Raw genomic sequence first — 20,176 nt, 5'->3', positions numbered from 1 at the left:
TGTTCGTCACTACCTGCGAGCGATTTGTATTATACGCTAGGCTTACTCTAGACGTGTAAGGAGATGTTATCCATGATACGTAAGCTTCAATTACCGCTGCAAACGTTGAGTTTGGTGGTAGGCTTCATGGTTTGGGTGATCCTGTCATCACTGATGCCCTTTATCAATGAAGAGCTGAAAATTCCTCCGGGTCAAGTTGCCTGGGTGACCGCGATACCGGTTCTGCTCGGATCCGTTTTGCGCATCCCGATCGGCTATTATACGAACAAATTCGGTGCCAGATGGCTGTTTTCCATCAGCTTTCTGTTGCTGCTGGCTCCTGTGTACTTTATCAGTCAAGCGGCCTCGGTGACGAACCTGATCATCGGAGGATTTTTCCTCGGGATCGGCGGCGCGGTGTTTTCTATCGGCGTGACGTCCTTGCCCAAATACTATCCGAAAGAGAAGCACGGAATCGTAAACGGGATTTACGGTGTCGGCAACATCGGGACAGCCGTATCGACGTTCTTCGCTCCGGTGATTGCCAAAGAAATCGGTTGGCATTCAACTGTTCAGCTGTACATGATTCTGCTGCTCTTGTTCGCGGTATTGAACTTTTTCTTCGGTGATAAACATGAGCAAAAGGTGACGACTTCTGTCACAGAGCAAATCAAGGGTGTCTATCGCAATGAAAAACTGTGGTTCCTGAGCCTGTTTTACTTCATTACGTTCGGCTCGTTCGTCGCCTTCACGGTGTACCTGCCGAGCTTTCTGGTCAGTCATTTCGGGCTGGAAAAAGTCGATGCGGGGATGCGGACGGCGGGATTTATCGCGCTGGCGACGTTCCTGCGTCCTGTCGGCGGCTGGCTGGGGGACCGGTACAATCCACTGAAGGTATTGATGGTTGTATTCGGAGGCTTGACCCTGTTTGGGCTGGTGCTGTCCTTCTCGCCTACCATCGAGCTGTACACGGCTGGCTGCCTCGGTATCGCGATCTGCGCGGGAACGGGAAATGGCACGATCTTCAAGCTGGTTCCGCTCTACTTTACGAAGCAGGCCGGGATCGTGAACGGGATTGTCTCTGCGATGGGCGGACTGGGAGGATTCTTCCCGCCATTGCTGCTCTCGATTCTCTTTAGCATCACGGGTCACTACGCAATCGGATTCATGGCTTTGTCGGAGGTGGCGCTCGCCAGTCTGGTTCTGGTGTTCTGGATGTATTACCAGGAAAATTTGCAGGTGGCCAAAACGATTGTCGACAATACCGGGGAAGCGATCCTGATTACGGATGCGCGCGGCATCATTCAGGACGTGAATCCATCGTTCTCGAAAGTGACTGGATATCGCAAGGAAGAGGTTCTGGGCAAAAATCCAAGCATCTTGCGTTCGGGAAGACAGGACAGCGCCTTTTATCAAAGGATGTGGGGAGAAATCAAGAACCAAGGTTTTTGGCAGGGAGAAATTACGAACCGGCGTAAAAACGGAGAAGAGTATCAGCAGTGGCTGACCATTAGTGCAATCAAAGATGAAGCTGGAGAGCTGAAGTATTATGCGGGTATGTTTACGGAGCTTCGTCCCGTGCATGCGGAAATGACCCCGTAAAGCAAATGCAGCGCCTTCCCATGAGCAGGGGAGGCGCTGCAGCTATATGGACGACCGCTTGCCTTAAGCCGGCTTACATCTGGCAAATATCAGGCGGGCAATCGTCACAGTTGATGGTTTCTTTTAAATAGTCCAGATCCTTGATCAAGATGTGGCCTTGCGGGAGCAGATCCACGACATTCAGCTTTTTCAGCTCGGAAAGCATGCGATTCACGCTTTCCCGGGTCAACCCGATGAACTGCGCCAGGTCCTTGTTGGTCATGGACAGATTGATGAGAATGCCGTTTTCGTTCTCTTCTCCGTAGGTGTTGCACATCCGGATCAAAGTGGAGTAGAGGGCGCCGATCTTGCCATTCAACAGCAGGTCACGGAACTTGGATTGCATTCTCCGGTTCATCACGGCCATCCAACGCATGAAATCGACGCAGAACTGGCCGTTCTGGATCAATATTTTTTCCAAGGAGCTGCGCGTGATGACGCTGACCGTGCCAGCCTCCTGCATGCTGCCGGTTGAGGTGTAGCTCACATTTTCCTCGAAAAGACCGGACAAGCCGACCAGCTCTCCCGGTCCGAATACCTGGAGGGTCAGTTCTTTGCCATCCAAGGTCGTCTTCGTAATTTTGACTTGGCCTGACTCTATGAGAAACAGATGATCTGCGCGATCTCCGTCTAAAAACAGTACGGCGCCGGGAAGCATGCATTTTTTCGTTCCGCACGTCTCCAGCACATTCACAAAATCCAAAGAAACCTGTTCGATAAACGTCAGGTTTTTCGCCATTCACTTTCCCCCTAGATTAGTTCTCCCTAAGCACAACATCGACCATTGTATCACGAAAATGTGAACAGAAAAGGCTTTTCACAAATTACTAGTATTTACTGTGATTTACCTCACTATGGGTCTCGCTTGGCGCAATTACAATGAAAGCAACATCGAACGGAATGCGATTCGAGGAGGAAGGAAATATGAAACAGGCTTTTGCATCCAAACTGGCCAGGAGAACGTTTTTCATCATTTGCGCGCTGATTGTTGCATCGTATCTCGGGTCCCGCTTGTTTACACACATAGACCTCGCCCTATACGGGTATATGGTGGGCACCTTCGTGTTTGTCGGAGGATTTGTCTATCGGTTCTCTGCTTGGGCGGATCGGCCGCCGACCAACATCATTTTGAAAAAAGGCATGAAACAACTCTTTCGCAAGAGCACAGCAAAAACCGCCACGGAGCATCTGGCTACCTACCGGTTCATCTGGAATCGCGGCTGGTACCGTTGGACGCAGCACGTTCTGCTCGGGTGGGGCTGTATCTTGTCGGCGTTCGTGACATTCCCGCTCGTCTTTGGTTGGATGTACTTCACGATGCCGGAGAACGGCACCTACACCGTCGTAGCGATGGGCGTGGACGTGATGAAGGTCAAAGCAGACGGCATCATCGCTTTTCTTTTCTACAACGCCCTTAATATTACCGCCTTTATGGTGATCGGCGGCGTGTGCATGGCGCTGTATCGCCGTCTGAAAAACATGCAGGCACGTGCGGAGCAGACATTTACCTACGATCTTCTGCCGCTTCTGCTGCTGCTCATCATCAGCTTTACCGGCCTGATGCTGACCGCGAGCAATCTGTTCCTGCACGGCTTCGGACATCCGGTCATCAGCATCGTCCACCAGTTTTGCGTGATTGTGACTCTGATCTATTTGCCGTTTGGCAAGCTCGCGCACATTCCTTTCCGTCCGATGAGCGTCTTCGCCAAAAACTACCGCGAGCATTACGGAGAGCAGGAGATGAAGTGCTGCAAGGTGTGCGGCACCAAGTTTGTATCGGTTGAACAGTCCTCGGATGTCATCGATGTCCTGCAGAAGAACCAGATCGAATTTGAAATGGCAGAAGGCTTCCACTTGGCTGAATTGTGCCTGCCTTGCCGCCGCCAATATCGGATCTACCGTTTCACGGGAATGCCGACGTACATGAATCCTGCAGAGGAGACGAATCAGCATGCAAAAGGATAAATTTTTCAAGGAAATCCAGAACAAAACACATCCGAATGAAAAGCTGGTCAGCACGCACTGCTCGTATTGCGGCATGCAGTGCGGGATGAATCTGCGAGTCGATACGACGACCAATACAATCATCGGTGTGGAGCCGCGATACGACTTCCCCGTCAATCTCGGGAAGATGTGCCCGAAAGGCGTGACGGCATACCAGCAGGTCAACCATCCGGATCGCATCCGCAAGCCGCTGATCCGGCGCAACCCCGCCTTGAAGGGGACGCTGGAAGGCTTCGAGGAGGCATCGTGGGAAGAGGCGCTTAGCCTGATCGTGAGCAAGTTCAAGGAGCTGCAGGGCAGCTACGGCAAAGATACGCTGTCGGTCTATTCCGGCGTATCGATGACCAATGAAAAATGCTACCTCACTGGGAAGTTCGCCCGCGTAGGGCTGCAAACGAGATACATCGACTACAACGGACGGTTTTGTATGTCCTCGGCAGCGGCAGGCTTCAACCGCAGTCTGGGCATTGACCGAGGCTCGACCGTACCGTGGACGGATTTGCACGAGACGGATTGCCTGTTTATCGCAGGCTCCAACGCATCCGAGTGTCATCCGACCAGCATGTTCCGCATCTGGGAGGTGCAAAACCGCGGCGGTTATCTGATCGTGGCCGATCCGCGCGAAACGCCGCTGGCACGCCGGGCGGACATTCACCTCGATCTGCGTCCGGGCACCGACCTGGCGCTGGCAAACGGAATGCTTCACCTGCTGATCAAAAACGGCCATATCGATGAGACGTTTATCAGCCAGCACACCAACGGCTTCGAGGAGACGAAGGAGCTGGTCGCTTCCTTTACTCCGGAATACGTGAGCGACATCACGGGCATCGCCGTGGAGAAAATCATCCGGGCGGCGGACATTTACGGCCGGGCGCCGGAAGCGATCGTCATGTTCTGCCGCGGAGTGGAGCAGCAATCCAAAGGAACGGACAACGTGTCCGCCTATACCAATATGGCGTTGGTGACAGGCAAGATCGGTCGTCCCAAGTCGGGCGTGGCGACCTTTACCGGCCAAGGAAACGGGCAGGGCGGCCGCGAGCACGGACAGAAAGCGGATCAGCTGCCAGGCTACCGCAAGATGGACTATCCCGAGCACGTCCAGGCAATCGCCGATGCTTGGGGCATTCCGGTCGAGGAAATGCCGCAAAAAGGAATATCGGCCTACGAGATGTTCGGGCTGATGCTCGACAAGACTATCCGTGCGCTCTACCTGCTGTGCTCCAATCCTGCGGTCAGCGCGCCAAACCAGAACCATGTGCGTGAAGCGCTGAAAAGCTTGGATTTCATGGTGTGCGTCGATTTCTACATGTCCGAGTCGGCGGAATACGCGGACGTGGTTTTGCCGACTACCACATGGGCAGAGGATGACGGAACGACAACCAATCTGGAAGGGCGCGTCATCCGCCACCGCCAGGCGCAGGAATGGTACGCGGAGTCCAAGCCGGACTGGTGGATTCAGATCGAAATCGCCAAACGGATGGGCAGGGGCCAATACTTTGAGTATATGAAAGGACCAGCCGATATTTTCGCAGAGCTTCGCCGCGTGTCCAAAGGCGGTACAGCTGACTATTCGGGAATTACCTACGAGAAAATCGATCAAAACAACGGCGTCTTCTGGCCGTGCAAAGACGAGAGCGACCCGGGCACGCCCCATCTGTTTCTCGACAAGAAGTTTTACCACCCGGACGGCAAGGCGAAGATTTGCGCACTGCCTTACCGGCCCCCAGCAGAAGAGCCTGACCGGGAATACCCGCTGCGCCTGACGACTGGGCGCGTCGTGTACCACTACCTGTCGGGGAACCAGACCCGCAGAATTCCGTTCCTGAAAGCCATGTATCCTGATCCGCTGCTGGAAGTGCATCCGGACACGGCGAAGAAGTACGGCATCGAGCATGGCGAGCGCGTTCTGTTGAAAACGCGGCGCGGGGAAGCGGTCTACCAGGTGAAAACGATCGCGGCGATCCGTCCCGATACCGTTTTCGTGGCGTATCACTGGGGCAAAGAGGAGTCGATCAACCTGTTGACCAATCCCGCCCTCGACCCGTACAGCAAAATGCCAGAATTCAAGGCGTGTGCGGCTCAAATCATCAAGCTAGAAAAAGGAGAGCGGCAGCATGGCTAAACAAGTCCTTTATATCGAAATGGAAAACTGCATCGGCTGTCGCAGCTGTCTGGCCGCATGCACGCAATGCGGAGGGCATGACAACCGCAACCGTAACTACGTGATGGAGGTCGATCCGCTGCACACGCGGCAGACCATCCCGCTCATGTGCCTTCACTGCGTCAATCCTGCCTGTGCCCGCAGCTGTCCCGCACAGGCGATCCAGATCGCGGATAACGGCGCCGTCCTGTCCGCGCTGGTAGAAAAGTGCATCGGCTGCCAAAACTGCACGATCGCTTGTCCGTACGGCATTCCGAAATTCGATGTCGAGCAGAACCTGATGTACAAATGCGATCTTTGCTACGACCGGACGAAAGACAAAATTCCGCCGATGTGCGCTTCGGTCTGTCCGACCAATACGCTGCAGTGGATCACGGAAGCCGAGCTGGAAGCGAAGCAAGACAAGCACCGTTTGGCGAACGGAAAATGGATGGCGAGTCAAATGGTTGATCCGCTAGAGAGCGAGACGAATGTGAAAATCAGCCTGCCGGGGATCCTGCAGGGAACACAGAAGCTTTTCTAAGGAAGGGAGCGCATCCACATGGAAGAAAACAAAAGGGAAATTCCTGCGGAGGATGACAACTACACCCATAACATACAAAAATCGAACGAGCGCAGCCTGGATCGCCGGGGCTTCCTCAAGACAATGGTAGGAGCGGCAGGAGCTTTTGCCGTGGCTACCATTCCGTGGGGCACCATGGCGGCCAAGGAGATGCTCAGTGGCGGCAAAAAAGAGTACGCTGGCAAGAAAATCGTCGATGTGGCGGCGATCAAACCGGGTGAGGCGGTAGAATTCGCCTATCCAACCGAGCATGAAGGGGCTCTGCTGATCCGGGTGGGAGAGAACGAGTACAAGGCGTATCAAAATGCCTGCACCCATCTGAAGTGCCCGGTCTTCTGGAGCAAGGAAGAAAGCGAGCTGCTCTGTCCGTGCCACCACGGCAAGTTCGATGTCAAAACCGGCAGCCCGCTCGCCGGGCCTCCGCGCCGTCCGCTGCCGGAGATTCAGCTGGAGATCAAAAACGGAGCGATCTACGCGATGGGAGTGAAGCCGTATGAAGCGTAGCTACTGGGGCGTATTGGCTATGTGCCTGGTGCTGTTTGCAAATCTGTGCTTCACCCAGTATACGGTGAACATGTACTACGCGCAGCGCTACGAGGCGGCCATCGCTTGTGCCGTCCTGAACGTGCTGTTGTTTCCGGTAGCCATCTTTATTTACCGCAAAGATAAGCAGGCGGGGGGAGGGACCCCGCGATGAACGAAACGCAAAAGTTGACTGAGCGGCTCCCCGCGATGAACGAGATTCAAATGTTGTCCGAGCGGCTCCCCGGCCTGGTCGACAAGAAAATGCGCATTTGGATTCAGGATCAGGCGGAGGATGCAGAGCCGCAGGCGGCGCCTATGGTAGAGCGGCCCTTCGCCAAATGGGAGATCAGCGAGGAGGGCGAACATGTCCGGCTCTATTTTAACCCTTGTCACTTTCTCGCAATCCCGATAGCGTCTGGGAGCGTGACGATGAAGTCAGAGGCAGAAGAAGTGCTGCTGACCGCCGAGGATGGGAGAGGGAAATTGCTCTACAAGGTGCTGTTTTCCGAGCAGTAAATAGAGAGGAATGTGGAAGGGCGGGAATGCAATGCGCTTTGGTAGACAGGCAGTAGCGATCGAGGAAGCGACCAGACGGTTGATGCAGCATGTGCGTGTCTTGCCGCCAGAGACCGTCGAGCTCGATCAGGCAGATGGCCGCGTCTTGGCAGCGGATCTGGAAGCGAGCGGCTCCCTGCCGCCTTTTGATCGTTCTGCGATGGATGGGTACGCTGTCAGGGCGAAAGACACGCTAGGAGCATCTCCCAAGAAGCCTCTTGCGTTACGAGTAGTGGGCGCAGTCATGGCAGGAGAGGTCCCGTCCTTTCGTCTCTTAAAGGGAGAAGCAGCACGCATCATGACAGGTGCGATGATCCCTGAGGGGGCCGATGCCGTCATTTTATTTGAACAAACGGGAAATCCAGGTGCCGATACAGAGGCGGTAGCTGTCAAAAAACAGCTGGCCGCCGGGGAAAACATCATCCGGCAGGGGGAGGAAGCAGCTGCCCATGAGATTGTCCTGAAAGCCGGAGAAATCGTGAACGCTGGTGCAAAGGCGGTACTGTCCACGTTTGGGTATACCCGTATCCCGGTCACGCGGCAGCCGCGTATCGGCATTATGCCGACAGGAGATGAGCTGGTGGCACCCCAGCAGGAGCTGACGCCAGGGAAAATACGCGACTGCAACACGGCGATGCTGGCTCAGCTGGTGCGCGAGTCGGGAGGAATTCCGGTCGTCTTTCCACCTGTGTCCGATGATGACCACAATGCGGCGGCTTCGATCGAGGAGAGGATTCGGCAAGTCGATCTGCTCGTGACGACGGGCGGCGTTTCCGTAGGCGATCTGGATGTGATCGCATCGTTCGTGGATCGTACGGATGTCGCTCTGTTATTTAACCGGGTCGCGATGAGGCCGGGCAGTCCCACGACCGCAGCGCGGATCGCCGATAAGCTGCTCTGTGCCTTGTCGGGCAATCCCGGAGCCTGCTTTACGGGCTTTCAGCTGTTCGTCAAACCGTTGATACGGCAAATGCTCGGCGAACTGCATCCAGAGGTGCAGGAGCTGGAAGGGGTGCTCGTAGGCGACGTGAAAAGGCCGTGCCCGTATCCCCGTTATTTGCGCGGAAAAATGGTGCTAAAGCAAGCTGTTCTGCACGTCATTCCCGACCGGCTGGAGAAGCTGGCACCTCTCCGAAGCCTGAAAGAAAGCAATTGCCTCATCGTCATTCCACCAGGCGGAGCAGGAGCGTCTGAGGGAGAGCTCGTCAAAGTTGTGCAAATCGCCCCCTTTCCTTTATAAGAGGGAGTGTCCTACTAGCTAGTTATAGAAAACAGAGGTGTATCGGGATGAGCGTTAGCATTGGCAAAAAGCTGTTTTTATCATTTTTGGTTGTATCGTTCCTTTTTTTGATTGCCAGTACGGTCTCTTATGTTTCTTTTACAAAGGTTGACGACTCCTACACGGATTTGGTTGGAAGACGTGCCGCCATTTTAGCCAATGCAGAAAAAATTCAAGGACAGGTTTTTAAGCGAGCGAGCGGAATCCGGGGGTATCTCGTAACCATGGATACGAGATACATCGAGGATATGAACAAGGCCCACGAGAGTGTCGAGCAATTGATCGGGGCAACGTCTCTATTGCTTCAACGGCCAGTTGATCAAGAGAGACTACATAAGCTGCAAACGATGAATCAAGAGTACAGGATAAAGTCCGACGAGCTGCAGCAAATGGCGCACAGAGGCGAGAGCACAGAGAACATGGTCCGCTATTACAGCCAGGAAATCAGGCCGATTGCGGAGGAGATGGAAACGCTGGTCGGACAGGTGGTCATCGACCAGGAGCAAATCATGCATGAAGGCAGCGAGGCAAATACGCAGATGGTTACCGCAGTGCGCAGGCTGCTCATCGGCATTAGCATCGTCGCCACGCTGCTGGCGATTGCCGTCGGCTGGTATATGACGAAGAAAATTGCGAGACCCATCCTGCAGATTGCCCAGGCAGCTGAACAGATTGCGGCAGGGAATGTCGCGTTGGATCCGATTCAGGTGAAGAACAGGGACGAGATCGGCATGCTGGCCGAATCCTTTCATAAAATGGCTGCCAATTTGCGTGAGCTGATCCAAAAGGTCGGGCTTACTTCCGGGCAGGTAGTCGCTTATTCGGAACAGCTGAGGGCAAGCGCCGAGCAAACGACAGAGGCTACCAATCAGATTGCGGACTCCATCCAGGGCGTAGCCAATGGGACCGAAGTGCAGGGGCAGGGCGCGCAGGAAAGCGCCAGAGCAATGGGCGAGATGGCGGTGGGGATCGGGCAGATCGCCGAAGCGGTTGCGTCCGTGTCAGAGGAGGCGGCAAAGTCCAATCAAGAGGCCAAGAATGGAGACGAAATGCTCCAGGCGGTCATGCAGCAAATGAATGCGATCTCCCAATCCACCAACGAGACGACGGCTGTGATCCAGCAGCTGCGTGAACGCTCGGCTCACATCGGCAAGATCATCGACGTCATCACCGGCATAGCGGACCAGACCAACTTGCTCTCCCTGAATGCGGCGATCGAAGCAGCGAGAGCAGGTGAGCAGGGACGGGGATTTGCCGTGGTCGCCCATGAAGTGCGGAAGCTGGCGGAACAATCCAGACACTCCTCCGAACAGATCTCCGGATTGATTCACGATATTCAGAGCGATACAGAAAAAGTCGTTCAAGCCATGGCGCAAGACTCCCAGGAGGTAGCTGCCGGCCTTGAGTACGTGCGAAAAACGGGAGATGGCTTCGCTCGCATCGTCCATTCTGTGGAAAGTGTATCCAATCAAATTCATGAGCTGTCGTCCGTATCCGAGGAAATGTCCGCCAGCGCCCAGCAGGTGAGTGCGTCCATCGAGGAAATGTCCAAAATCGCGAAAGACACTGCGGACAATGCCCAGAACGTTGCGTCGGCTTCAGAAGAGCAGCTGGCTTCTATGGAAGAAATCACAGCCTCGGCCGTATCCTTGGCGCAGATGGCAGAAGAGCTGGAGTCTTTGATCAAACGATTCACTCTGTAGGCAAACGCTCCATGGCATACATACAAAAGCCCTTTCGTTCAGAAGGGCTTTTTATGATGGGCAAAAAGGGAATAGGAACAGCCAGGCGCTAGTGAGACTGTTTTTTTGTCAACACTTTGTTCATTTTTAGCCGAGAAAGTACTTGGGTTCAACGGTATAATGGAGAATGTATAGAGGGACCCTTTCTAGTATGAAGGGAGGATATTCATGGATAATCAGCAGCACCTGCATGGCTTGTCATCAGGAGCAGGCAGCGCAACCTTTTCCGACTTGTGGAGTCCGGATGTCATGCTGCTTACCTTGCTCTTTGCGGTTGCCTATTTTTTATTGACGGGTCCGTTTCGCCAAAAGCTTGCCCATGCCACACCCGCATCAACGAGACAAAAAATCTTGTTTGTATTTGCGTTGATTCTGTTTTATGCGGCACAAGGGAGTCCCATCAGTTATTACGGCCATCATTACCTGTTTAGTCTTCACATGCTGCAGCAATCGATTCTTTACTTTGCATTGCCACCGCTTGTTTTGTTGGCCATTCCAGAGTGGCTTCTGGCGAGGATTTTTCAACCGAGGGTCATGCGGACTATACTTAACCTCGTGACGCACCCGTTGGTGGCTGCCCTGTTGTTCAATACACTGTTCTCTTTCTACCATGTTCCATTCATTTTTGACGCTGCGTCCCAGAACCATGAATGGATGTCCGTCTACCATATTGTGCTGCTGCTAGCTGCCTTTGCGATGTGGTGGCCGATTGTCAGCCCGCTTTCCGATAGCAAAAAGCAACTGGCGGGATTGAAAAAGCTCACGTACATCTTCGCCAATGGCGTATTGATCACGCCAGCCTGTGCGTTGATTATTTTCGCAGAGAACCCGCTGTATGCTACGTACATGCAGGCACCTCAGCTGTTTGAAAGCCTGACGACCTTCAGTGACCAGCGACTGGGCGGAATCATCATGAAGCTTGTCCAAGAGCTTGTTTACGGATCTGTGCTTGCCTACGTCTTCTACAACTGGTATAAACAGGAGAAGCAGGACGATCTTCCTATGGAACAGCAGTCTGCCTCCCTTATAATGAAATCGCCTGCTGCAGAAGATGGCAGCGTTTGAAAAAGAGACGTAATTACGTGAATGAGGTGTAGAAATGTCCATCTTGTTGCCTACGATAAGTACATCGTTTATCGTCATCAGCGGCATCCTGGTTGCTTTTGGCTGGTACGCGGTTGCGAAGCGACAAATTGAGAAGCATATGAAAATCATGAAGTGGGCCGCCATCTGTGCGACGATCTTCTTCATTACTTACGTTTCCCGCACAGCTTTTGTAGGGAACACGCATTTCGGTGGACCGGATAGTCTCAAGCCGATCTATCAAACCTTCCTGATCTTCCATATTACCCTGGCAACGGTAGGGGGAGTGATGGGATTGATTACGCTGCGATACGCGTACAAAAATGAGATTGCAAAGCATAGAAAGATTGGTCCGTGGACGTCGATTATTTGGTTTATTACAGCCATTACAGGTGCTACCGTCTATACACTGCTTTACCTGATTTACCCGGGTGGGGAGACGGCTGGCGTGCTTGATGTTATCTTTGGAAGGTAATGGAAGCACACCCGGCAAGTTGACTTGCTTTACGGGCATTGGCTACAATGAAAGTTAGTTTGTCTATTGCAAATTCGGATGTTCAGATAGATTCAGACAGGAGGTACAAACTGTGGATCAGCGAGTAACGATGCAGGAATCGCTTGAAGCTGATACTGTCTTGCAGGCACAATCGGTACAACAGGCAACATGGCGCGACTACGTAGAACTGACAAAGCCTGGTATTACCATGTCCAACCTGATGACCACTTTTTCTGCTCTGTGGTTGGCATCATTCGGTTTTCCAGACTGGAAACTAGCGATCCTCACCATGCTTGGCACCGCTTTGGTGATCATGTCTGGTGCGGCGTTAAACAACTTTTATGATCGCGAACTCGATTTGAAAATGAAGCGTACCAAAACCCGGGCGGTTGCTACCGGGCGCATTTCCCCTCGGAATGCATTACTGGTAGGGATTGGCTTATTGCTCGCGGGTCTGGCTGTTCTCGCAGTCTTCGCGAACCCGTTGGCAGCGGTTTGGGGATTGATCGGACATATTTTTTACGTGCTGATCTATACACCGCTCAAACGTGTAACAACGTTGAATACGGTCATTGGCGGTATTTCCGGTGCGGCTCCGCCCGTAATCGGTTGGGTAGCGGTTACGAACAGTATGGATCCGGCTGCATGGCTGCTGTTCCTGATCATGTTCTTGTGGCAGCCGCCGCATTTCTTGGCGCTGGCTATGTTGAAAACCGAAGAGTATCGCGCAGGGAATTTGCCGATGCTGCCGGTAGTGAAGGGCTTTGCCGAAACCAAGCGTCAAATGGTGCTGTGGGGTTCTGTCCTGTTCCCGGCGTCTCTTCTGCTCTTCATTCACGGAAGCGTAGGCTACGTTTATTTGATCGTCATGGGAATTATGGGCATCGTGTACATGGTTCTTCTGTTCCAAGGCTTCCGTGCCAAGGACGATTTGGCGTGGGCGCGCAAGCTTTTCGGCTATTCCATTCTGTATTTGACCGTCTTTTGTGCAGCCATCGTCATCAGCACCATGGTGCACTATTATTGACACATATCACTCACGAAATGTTCACGGAACATCCCTTGCTTAGCAGGGGATGTTTCATTAATGTAAGAGAGGACAAACGCAAGAGGTCTTACGTACGACAGACCTCCATCCTCACAGGAAACAGGGTGTATTCACTATGGAAAAATGGCTGAAGCCTCTCGCCGTTCTTGCTACTCTCGTCATGTTTATCGTCATGGTAGCCGGGTCGCTTGTAACCAAGACGGATTCCGGTCTGGGATGCGGAAATGACTGGCCACTTTGCAACGGCAAATGGGTCCCGGAGTATACGTTAGCTTCGATCATTGAATATACGCATCGCCTGATTACGGGTATTGCCGGCATCATCGTTCTGCTATTCTCGGTCATGTGCTGGCGCTTTTATCGGGGCAATCAAGAGGTTCGCAATCTGGCCCTGTTTGGCATGTTTTTTATTGTACTGGAGTCCATTCTCGGAGCTTCTGCCGTGATCTGGCCGCAGTCCTCAGCCGTTCTTGCGCTCCATTTTGGTTTCTCTTTGCTGGCGTTTACCGGGGTGTTTCTACTGACGGGCTTTGTCCTGCAGCGGGATCGGATGGAGGGCATGGTGCAAGCCGAGGCTCCTAAAGGATTTCGCAATTGGATCTGGGGCGTCACGATTTACGCCTACGGGGTTGTCTATCTCGGTGCTTATGTACGGCATACCGGCTCCAGCATGGCATGTAGCGACTGGCCGTTGTGTCAGGGCAAGCTGATTCCAGAGCTGTCGGGACAGACGGGTATCCACTTTGCGCACAGGCTGGGAGCGATGCTGCTCTTGATCCTGATGCTGATCAACCTGATCTACGCCGTGAAGCACTTCAAAGATACGCGCCGTGATTTGTACGGAGCTAGCATTATCGCTTTCGTGCTTGTCGTCCTCCAGGTGTTCAGCGGCGGTTTCGTCGTTTTGTTCCAGCTGCATCTGTACGCGACGCTTCTGCACTCGATGATCATTACGATTTTGTTCGGCGTCATCTGCTACATGTGTCTGCAGTCGCTAAAGTCGCCTCGCTTGAAAATGCCAAGAAAGAAATAGCAGGGAAAATAGAAGCCACGAAAGAAGCCGCTTGCCTCGTAACAGGTAAGCGGCTTTGTTTTTTCGTTCAGTGTTTGCCTGTGTACTCACGGCGGATGATGCGAACATTTTCCTGATGAGACTCCTGCGTGGTAGGAGAGAAGAAGGCGTGCTCTTTTTCCAAAGCGGAAAGAGTGGCTTCGTCATTTGCGATGACAGCCTGCGTCAATCTCTCCAAATGATCTGCAGACAAGTGAACGCGGCGCTTCATCTCCGCCACGTCAACTGTCGCTTGCCCGTGACCGGGAATGAGAAGAGAGGGGCGATGCTCGTCGATGATTCGCGAGGCGAGCTCCATTGTCTTTTGATAGGCTTTGGCGCTGTCATAAATAAAGGGCAGTTCAAAATCGGAAAGATAGTTGCCAGCTACGAAGACACCGATCGAATCGATAACGGTGAATAGACCATCGGCAGAATGACCGGGTGCCAGATAGAAGTGCAAGGGCGTGGAACCGAGCGTGACCTGCTGGTATTCCTCCGTGATGACGATGTCCAGTGCGGGAAACTCGATCGGGTAGTCGCGCTTCAAGTAATAGGTCGCATCAAATTCGTGAATCAGCTGCAGCTTGTAATCCTTTTTGGGATGATGCTGCAAACCGTAGCTGCCAATCGTTTTGGCATCTGGAAAAGCCCGGTAGCCGATGATGTGGTCGAAGTCTCCGTGAGTAAACAGCAGGTAGAGCTCCTTGTCGCCGCGAATCGATTGCACGAAGCTTTGTATTTCTTGGATTTCGCCAGGGAGCCAGTTTGGATCGACGACGATTATCACTTCGTCCAACGAGATGACGGTAGTTGTGGTCTGAAACAGGGCGCTTTGAAAAACAGTGACACGATCATTTTTGTATTGAATCATGGGAAAAGGAGCTCCTTTCCGGGATCAAATAGATAGAGGCGATTACGCTGGGGGAGAGGCTGACGGAAAATTTCATCGCAAGGCGGAAGTTAGTCCTTTTGCGACAGGTTGTGCTTGAATGGGTTTCGCGGTCTTTGGGTCTAGTTCCTGCTTGGTTTCCCCGGGCTCGCTTCCCAAGTTACTTCGAAGTGGAGTAAATTTCAACCGCGCACCTCGCTGTCTTTTGTTACAATAAAAAAAGCAAACACATGATCGTGACGAGAGGATGAAAGGCATGCGCATTTTACATACAGCGGACTGGCATTTCGGGCGTCAGCTGGAAGGCAGGGACCGCCGGATCGAGCAAGCAGCATTTGTGGACGAGCTATGCCAGATTGCGGATGACAAAAGCGTGGATCTGGTGCTGATCGCGGGAGACGTATACGATTCCGTAAACCCTCCTGCCTGGGCGGAAGAGCTGTTTTACGAAGCGCTGGAACGATTGTCTGCGGAAGGCACTAGGGGAGTAGTCGTCATCGCGGGCAATCACGATCAGCCTGAGCGGGTGAGAGCGGCTGCGCCATTGGCTACGAAGCACGGGATTGTCCTGCTGGGTCTGCCAAAGGAATCGCCGCTGACCCCTGAGGAGACCGTAGAGGGGCGCGTGCGGATCGTCGATGGCGGTCCGTCTTGGCTGGAGCTTGCCGTGCCGGGGTGCGAGCATCACGCAGTCGTGCTGGCTTTGCCATACCCATCGGAGTCCCGCTTGAAGGAGCTTTTGTCCGAGAGCTTCTCCCAGGAGCAGATGCAGCTCGCTTTTTCCGAGCGGATCGGGCAGCTACTTACGGAGCTTTCCCGCCATTTTCGAGACGATACAGTCAACCTGGTCACGAGCCATCTATTTGTCATGGGCGGACTGGAGACGGATTCGGAGCGACCTATTCAAATTGGGGGAGCGATGACCGTGTCGCCGATGGCTTTCCCTGAGAAAGCAGATTACGTGGCGCTGGGACATTTGCACAGGCTGCAGAAGCTGCGGGAAAAGCCACTCGTGCGTTATAGCGGGTCTCCTTTATCCTACAGCTTTTCTGAGGCAGGACAGAGCAAAGCTGTCGTCTTGGTCGAGGTGGTACCGGGCAGTGAGGTGCAGGAGGAAATTATTTATTTGACGAGCGGTCGTCCATTGGCACGCTGGAAGGCGACCGAAGGAATCTCCCAGGTAGAGCAGTGGCTCGCAGAGGGCAGAGACGCGGGGGCATGGATCGATCTGGAGCTGCATGTATCTGACGTGATTGACCCGGCAGAATTTCAGCGTCTGCGCAAATTAAGCGATGATTTCCTCAAAATTCAGCGGGTCGTTGTGCGGGAAGACCGCCAGGATGAAGAGACTGAGCGGGTGGAGCTGGCCGAGCTGACACCGGAGCAGCTTTTCCGCCGCTTTTATGAAAGAAAACGGGGAGCACAGCCAGATGAGCGTCTGGTGGCGATGTTTGAGCGGCTGCTTGCGGAAACCGGTGGAGAGGAGGAAGCGCAGTGAGGCCGATACGATTAAAGCTTTCTGGAATGCACAGCTATCGGGAATTGCAGGAGGTAGATTTCGAAATCCTGTGCCAGGCTGGACTGTTCGGGATATTCGGTCCGACGGGAAGCGGAAAGTCTACGATTTTGGACGCGATTACGCTCGCTTTATACGGACAGGTTGTACGTCTGGGGGGAGGAAACCACCCCAAAGAAGTTCTCAATCAGCTGGAGCAGCGCGTCTTTGTGTCCTTTACCTTTGAGCTGGGAAAGGGCGAGGACCGCAAGCAGTACACGGTAGAGCGGGAATTTGGGCTGGACAAAAAGGGAAACAAGCGCCAGCCGGAAGTGCGCTTGATCCAATCGGGCGCCCTGACAGGTGAACCGGATGTCGTCCTCGAGTCCAAAGCGACAGCGGCTACAGCGGCGGTTGAGGAGCTGATCGGGCTGACACTTCAAGACTTTACGCGTGCGGTCGTCTTGCCGCAGGGGCAGTTTTCCCGCTTTTTGACGCTGAAGGGCAGTGAGCGAAATGAGATGCTGCAAAGGATGTTCCGCCTGCATATTTACGGCGAAAAACTGAGCGATCGCGTTCGTCATGCGCTGGAGCAGGCAAAGGAGCAGCTGCACCGTCTGCAGCTCGAGGCCGCAGCTCTGGGTGACGCAGGGTACGACGCCTTGGAGGCAGCCAGACAGACATGGACGGACGCAGCAGAAAAAGAACAGGAATTCCATTCGCAAAAGCGGGAGCTGGCTGAAAAGCTCAAGTCGCTGGAGCAGATTTACCGATGGCAGCAGGAGCTGGATACTGTACGCAAGCAGCTGGAGCAGTACACCGCGAGTCAGCCTGAAATCGACGCAAAGAAAACGCAAATTCGCGGGTGGGAGTCCAGTATTCGGGTATGGCCGCATGTGCAGCAGTGGGAAAGGCTGGATCAGGAGTGGCTCACGACAGGACAAGCAGTCGAGCGAAGCCGCGAGGAGCAGGACAGTGTCCGCGTACTGGCAGAAGCAGCCGAGCTGGAGTACCAGAAGGCCCAGGCATCTCTGCTTGCTCAGGAGCCTGACTTGACGCTGCAAAAGAGCAGACTCGCCCAAGCGGAAGAATGGGAGGCCGAGCTCGCGGCGATCCGGGCAGAATGGACAGGTCTGGAGCGGGAACGAGGCGAGATGATCGCTGCGCTGAACCAGACGGAGGAGCAGCTGGCTCGGGACGAGGAAGCGCTCCGGATTTGGGAGCAGGAGTGGAAGCGGCTGGACGAGCAGATGAAGCAGGCAGCGGTTACTCCAGAATGGCGCGATCAGGTGACAGCGGCGAGAGAAGCCAGACAGCAGTGGGAGCGAGAGATTGCCAAGCGCCAGGAGCTTCTGGACGAGGCGGTAGCTGCCGAACGACAGCTTCAGGAAGCGACGCAAAAAGCAGAGTACCATCGCAAGGCATGGGAAGCAAGTGCGCAAAAGCTCGAGCAGGCCAAGAACCGATGGAATTCGCCGGATTCCCAGCCGACGATGACTGATGGCGAATGGGAGCAGGCAAGAAGTAACCTAAACGAAATGAAGCAGGTTGGACGGCAGTGGCGTGAGCTAGTCCAGCAAAAAACAGACTGGAAGGATAAGTGGGAGCGCGCAAAGGCAGAGCAGCAGCACGCCGAAGACCGTTGGAGCGCCTTGCAAGCCGAGAGCGAGGCAAAAGAGGGGCAGGTGCTCAAGCAGCAGGAGAGCTTCCAGCGTCTGCGCGACTCGCTGGAGAGCTGGCAGCAGGAGAACATGGCACGTTATTTGCGCGAGCGTCTGGCGGACGGAGATGAATGTCCGGTATGCGGATCCACGCACCACAAGAGCGGGGAAACAGACCATGCGGGGCAGGAAGATGCACGCTCGGAAGGCGATGAGCTGCGTGCTCGCGTGAAAGCTGCGGAAGAGGCGTGGCGCGAAGCAGAACGATTGGCGCGGTCGGCCAAGGAAGCGCTGCTTACAGCCCATGTAGAGCAAAAAGCGTTTGAAGAGCGGCTCGCCACTTTGAAAAGCGAGTGGGATACGCTGGCTGCGCGCGAGGAGGCCCTCCAAAAAGAGTGCCGTGAAAACGGGGAAGCTTGGGCTTCGGTGGACTCTTTTGAAGATTTGCTGCGGGTGTACCAGTACGAGGAAAAAGAGCTTCTGGCAAAGCAGGCTGAGCGGGAACGTTTGAAAGAAGAGCGGGAAAAGCTTGCGCAAGAAATCGAGGTACTGCGTGAGGAAGAGGCAGGACAAAAAGGCCTGCTTGCACGAAGCGCGGTGATTGTAGAGCAGCTGGAAAAGGCGATCGCAGACGGAAAAAGCCGTCTGCAGGTCGCGGAAGAAAAGGTAAGGTATGCGGCGGAAGAGCTGGATGCCAAACGCAAAGACCTGCTGATCGAGGAAATCGAGCGCCACTTCGAGGAAATCGGCAGACGTGACCGGCAAATGGCAAGCCTGCAGAGTATTCGCGCGGAAAAAGAGCAGCTGCGAGTGACGCTTGCGACGCAATGCGATTCGGCGAAAGCACGCCGCAGCGAATGCAAGGCGCGGGAGGCGGCAGCGGCAGAAAAGCTTGCCGACCGCCAAAAGCTGTGGGAGCAAAAGCATGTGCAGTGGCTGGAGCGAACGGGGGGACAGCCTGCTCGCGAGCGCCTGCAAATGGTCGAGGAGACGCTCACAAAGCTGCGTCAGGCAGTTGTCGCGGCAGAAGAGAAACGGAAAGAGACTGCTGCCGTTCGAGAAAATGTCCAAAACAATTTGTTGAAGCATACGGAGGCATATGCAGTCCTGACTCGACAAAGATCCGAAGCATACGAAGCGATGCAGCAGGCACTTCGGGAAAACAGCATGGAATCCGCCGAGCAGGTGCGAAAGCTGTATGCGCAGCGCGATCAGCTGCAGGAGGCTGTTTCCGCAGTGGAAGCCTTTGAACGGGCGCGTGATCAGCAGCGCTATGACGAGGAGCGGCTCGTGCAATCTTTGGCTGGCCGCTCGGTATCCACTGAGGAGTTTTTGCTCGCCAAACAGGAGTGGGAGGCATGGGAGCAGACCTTCCTCGAGGTACAGAAGCAGGTTGCCGTAGCGAAGGAACAGGTAGACCGGATGGAGAGCAATCACGAAAAATGGCTGCTGCTTCAGGCACAGCTGGGAGAGCAGCAGGATGAGCAGAGCCGTCTGGAAGAGCTGAAAAAGCTGTTTGAAGCAAAAGCGTTTGTCCAGTTTATCGCTGAGGAAAAGCTGGCTTCGATCGCTCGGGATGCTTCCTATCACCTGAAGCGGATGACCGCCAATCGCTACGCGCTGGAAATCGGGGATGAAGGCGAGTTTGTGCTGCGAGATGAGGCAGCAGGAGGAATGCGCCGCCCTGTAAGCACGTTGTCAGGCGGAGAAACATTCCTGACCTCCCTATCACTGGCGCTGGCTCTCTCGATGGAAATTCAAATGCGGGGCGGGCGTCTGGAGTTCTTCTTCCTGGACGAGGGCTTTGGGACTCTCGACCCAGACCTGCTGGAAGTAGTGATGGATGCATTGGAGCGTCTGCGCATGGACGACTTTACGATAGGAGTCATCAGTCACGTCCCGGAAATTCGCGTCCGGATGCCGCGCAGGCTGGTCGTCACCCCAGCGGAACCAATGGGAGCGGGGAGCAAGATTCATCTGGAAATGGAATAGCGAGGAGAGA

The 20,176-nt window shown here is 54.2% G+C and carries 17 protein-coding genes; 15 read left to right on the top strand and 2 right to left on the bottom strand.

The features are described 5' to 3' along the window. Positions 1–72: 72 nt before the first annotated feature. Positions 73–1,581 (top strand): nitrate/nitrite transporter, encoded by a 1,509-nt coding sequence (locus tag EDM59_RS11425; protein ID WP_122923713.1) that lies wholly within the window; start codon positions 73–75, stop codon positions 1,579–1,581. A 73-nt stretch (positions 1,582–1,654) separates the two neighbouring features. Here EDM59_RS11425 and EDM59_RS11420 read toward each other — a convergent pair whose 3' ends face one another. Beyond that, the gene (locus tag EDM59_RS11420; protein ID WP_122923712.1) at positions 1,655–2,359 is read right to left on the bottom strand and encodes a Crp/Fnr family transcriptional regulator; all 705 of its coding nucleotides are present in this window, start codon (positions 2,357–2,359) and stop codon (positions 1,655–1,657) included. A 185-nt stretch (positions 2,360–2,544) separates the two neighbouring features. Here EDM59_RS11420 and EDM59_RS11415 point away from each other — a divergent pair, with 185 nt between their 5' ends. The 12 genes from EDM59_RS11415 to EDM59_RS11360 all read left to right on the top strand — a co-directional run bounded on the left by EDM59_RS11415 (position 2,545) and on the right by EDM59_RS11360 (position 14,108). Beyond that, positions 2,545–3,585 (top strand): hypothetical protein, encoded by a 1,041-nt coding sequence (locus tag EDM59_RS11415; protein WP_122923711.1) that lies wholly within the window; start codon positions 2,545–2,547, stop codon positions 3,583–3,585. Further along, positions 3,572–5,746 (top strand): molybdopterin oxidoreductase family protein, encoded by a 2,175-nt coding sequence (locus tag EDM59_RS11410; RefSeq protein ID WP_122923710.1) that lies wholly within the window; start codon positions 3,572–3,574, stop codon positions 5,744–5,746. The genes EDM59_RS11415 and EDM59_RS11410 overlap by 14 nt, the downstream gene beginning before the upstream one ends. Continuing rightward, complete coding sequence (locus EDM59_RS11405; protein WP_122923709.1) at positions 5,739–6,308, top strand: 4Fe-4S dicluster domain-containing protein; 570 nt, start codon at positions 5,739–5,741, stop codon at positions 6,306–6,308. Before EDM59_RS11410 ends, EDM59_RS11405 begins: the two co-directional genes overlap by 8 nt. Before the next feature lie 18 nt (positions 6,309–6,326). Next, on the top strand, positions 6,327–6,851 hold the full coding sequence (locus EDM59_RS11400) for a QcrA and Rieske domain-containing protein (protein ID WP_122923708.1): 525 nt from the start codon (positions 6,327–6,329) through the stop codon (positions 6,849–6,851). Continuing rightward, entirely contained in the window at positions 6,841–7,044 is a 204-nt protein-coding gene (locus EDM59_RS11395) for a hypothetical protein (RefSeq protein ID WP_122923707.1), read from the top strand. Before EDM59_RS11400 ends, EDM59_RS11395 begins: the two co-directional genes overlap by 11 nt. Next, positions 7,041–7,388, top strand: a complete 348-nt coding sequence (locus EDM59_RS11390; protein ID WP_246011007.1) for a hypothetical protein — start codon at positions 7,041–7,043, stop codon at positions 7,386–7,388. Before EDM59_RS11395 ends, EDM59_RS11390 begins: the two co-directional genes overlap by 4 nt. 31 nt (positions 7,389–7,419) lie before the next feature. Next, entirely contained in the window at positions 7,420–8,667 is a 1,248-nt protein-coding gene (locus tag EDM59_RS11385; RefSeq protein WP_122923706.1) for a molybdopterin molybdotransferase MoeA, read from the top strand. A 47-nt stretch (positions 8,668–8,714) separates the two neighbouring features. Next, a complete protein-coding gene (locus tag EDM59_RS11380) occupies positions 8,715–10,409 on the top strand; it encodes a methyl-accepting chemotaxis protein (protein ID WP_122923705.1) in 1,695 nt (564 codons plus the stop codon). 207 nt (positions 10,410–10,616) lie between these two features. Next, positions 10,617–11,513, top strand: coding sequence for a cytochrome c oxidase assembly protein (locus tag EDM59_RS11375; protein ID WP_122923704.1), 897 nt, complete (start codon positions 10,617–10,619; stop codon positions 11,511–11,513). Positions 11,514–11,547: 34 nt separating this feature from the next. Continuing rightward, positions 11,548–12,006, top strand: a complete 459-nt coding sequence (locus EDM59_RS11370) for a DUF420 domain-containing protein (RefSeq protein ID WP_122923703.1) — start codon at positions 11,548–11,550, stop codon at positions 12,004–12,006. Between the two features lie 112 nt (positions 12,007–12,118). Beyond that, positions 12,119–13,054 (top strand): heme o synthase, encoded by a 936-nt coding sequence (gene cyoE / locus EDM59_RS11365; RefSeq protein WP_122923702.1) that lies wholly within the window; start codon positions 12,119–12,121, stop codon positions 13,052–13,054. Between the two features lie 136 nt (positions 13,055–13,190). Further along, positions 13,191–14,108 carry a COX15/CtaA family protein gene (locus EDM59_RS11360; protein WP_122923701.1) on the top strand — a complete coding sequence of 306 codons (918 nt, stop codon included), beginning with the start codon at positions 13,191–13,193 and terminating at the stop codon, positions 14,106–14,108. 67 nt (positions 14,109–14,175) lie between these two features. On the opposite strand, the gene EDM59_RS11355 is transcribed toward EDM59_RS11360, so the two are convergent. Continuing rightward, positions 14,176–15,000: an MBL fold metallo-hydrolase gene (locus EDM59_RS11355; protein WP_122923700.1), complete on the bottom strand. Its 825-nt coding sequence runs from the start codon at positions 14,998–15,000 to the stop codon at positions 14,176–14,178. A 274-nt stretch (positions 15,001–15,274) separates the two neighbouring features. Between EDM59_RS11355 and EDM59_RS11350 the strand changes: the two genes are divergently transcribed. Both EDM59_RS11350 and EDM59_RS11345 read left to right on the top strand, forming a co-directional pair. Further along, positions 15,275–16,516 (top strand): exonuclease SbcCD subunit D, encoded by a 1,242-nt coding sequence (locus tag EDM59_RS11350; RefSeq protein WP_092273619.1) that lies wholly within the window; start codon positions 15,275–15,277, stop codon positions 16,514–16,516. Continuing rightward, on the top strand, positions 16,513–20,166 hold the full coding sequence (locus EDM59_RS11345; RefSeq protein WP_122923699.1) for an AAA family ATPase: 3,654 nt from the start codon (positions 16,513–16,515) through the stop codon (positions 20,164–20,166). The genes EDM59_RS11350 and EDM59_RS11345 overlap by 4 nt, the downstream gene beginning before the upstream one ends. Positions 20,167–20,176 lie beyond the last annotated feature (10 nt).

Origin of the sequence: Brevibacillus nitrificans (genome assembly GCF_003710965.1) — a bacterium.
GTDB classification, from domain to species: Bacteria; Bacillota; Bacilli; order Brevibacillales; family Brevibacillaceae; genus Brevibacillus; species Brevibacillus centrosporus.
This window is presented reverse-complemented; position numbering and strand designations above follow the sequence as displayed.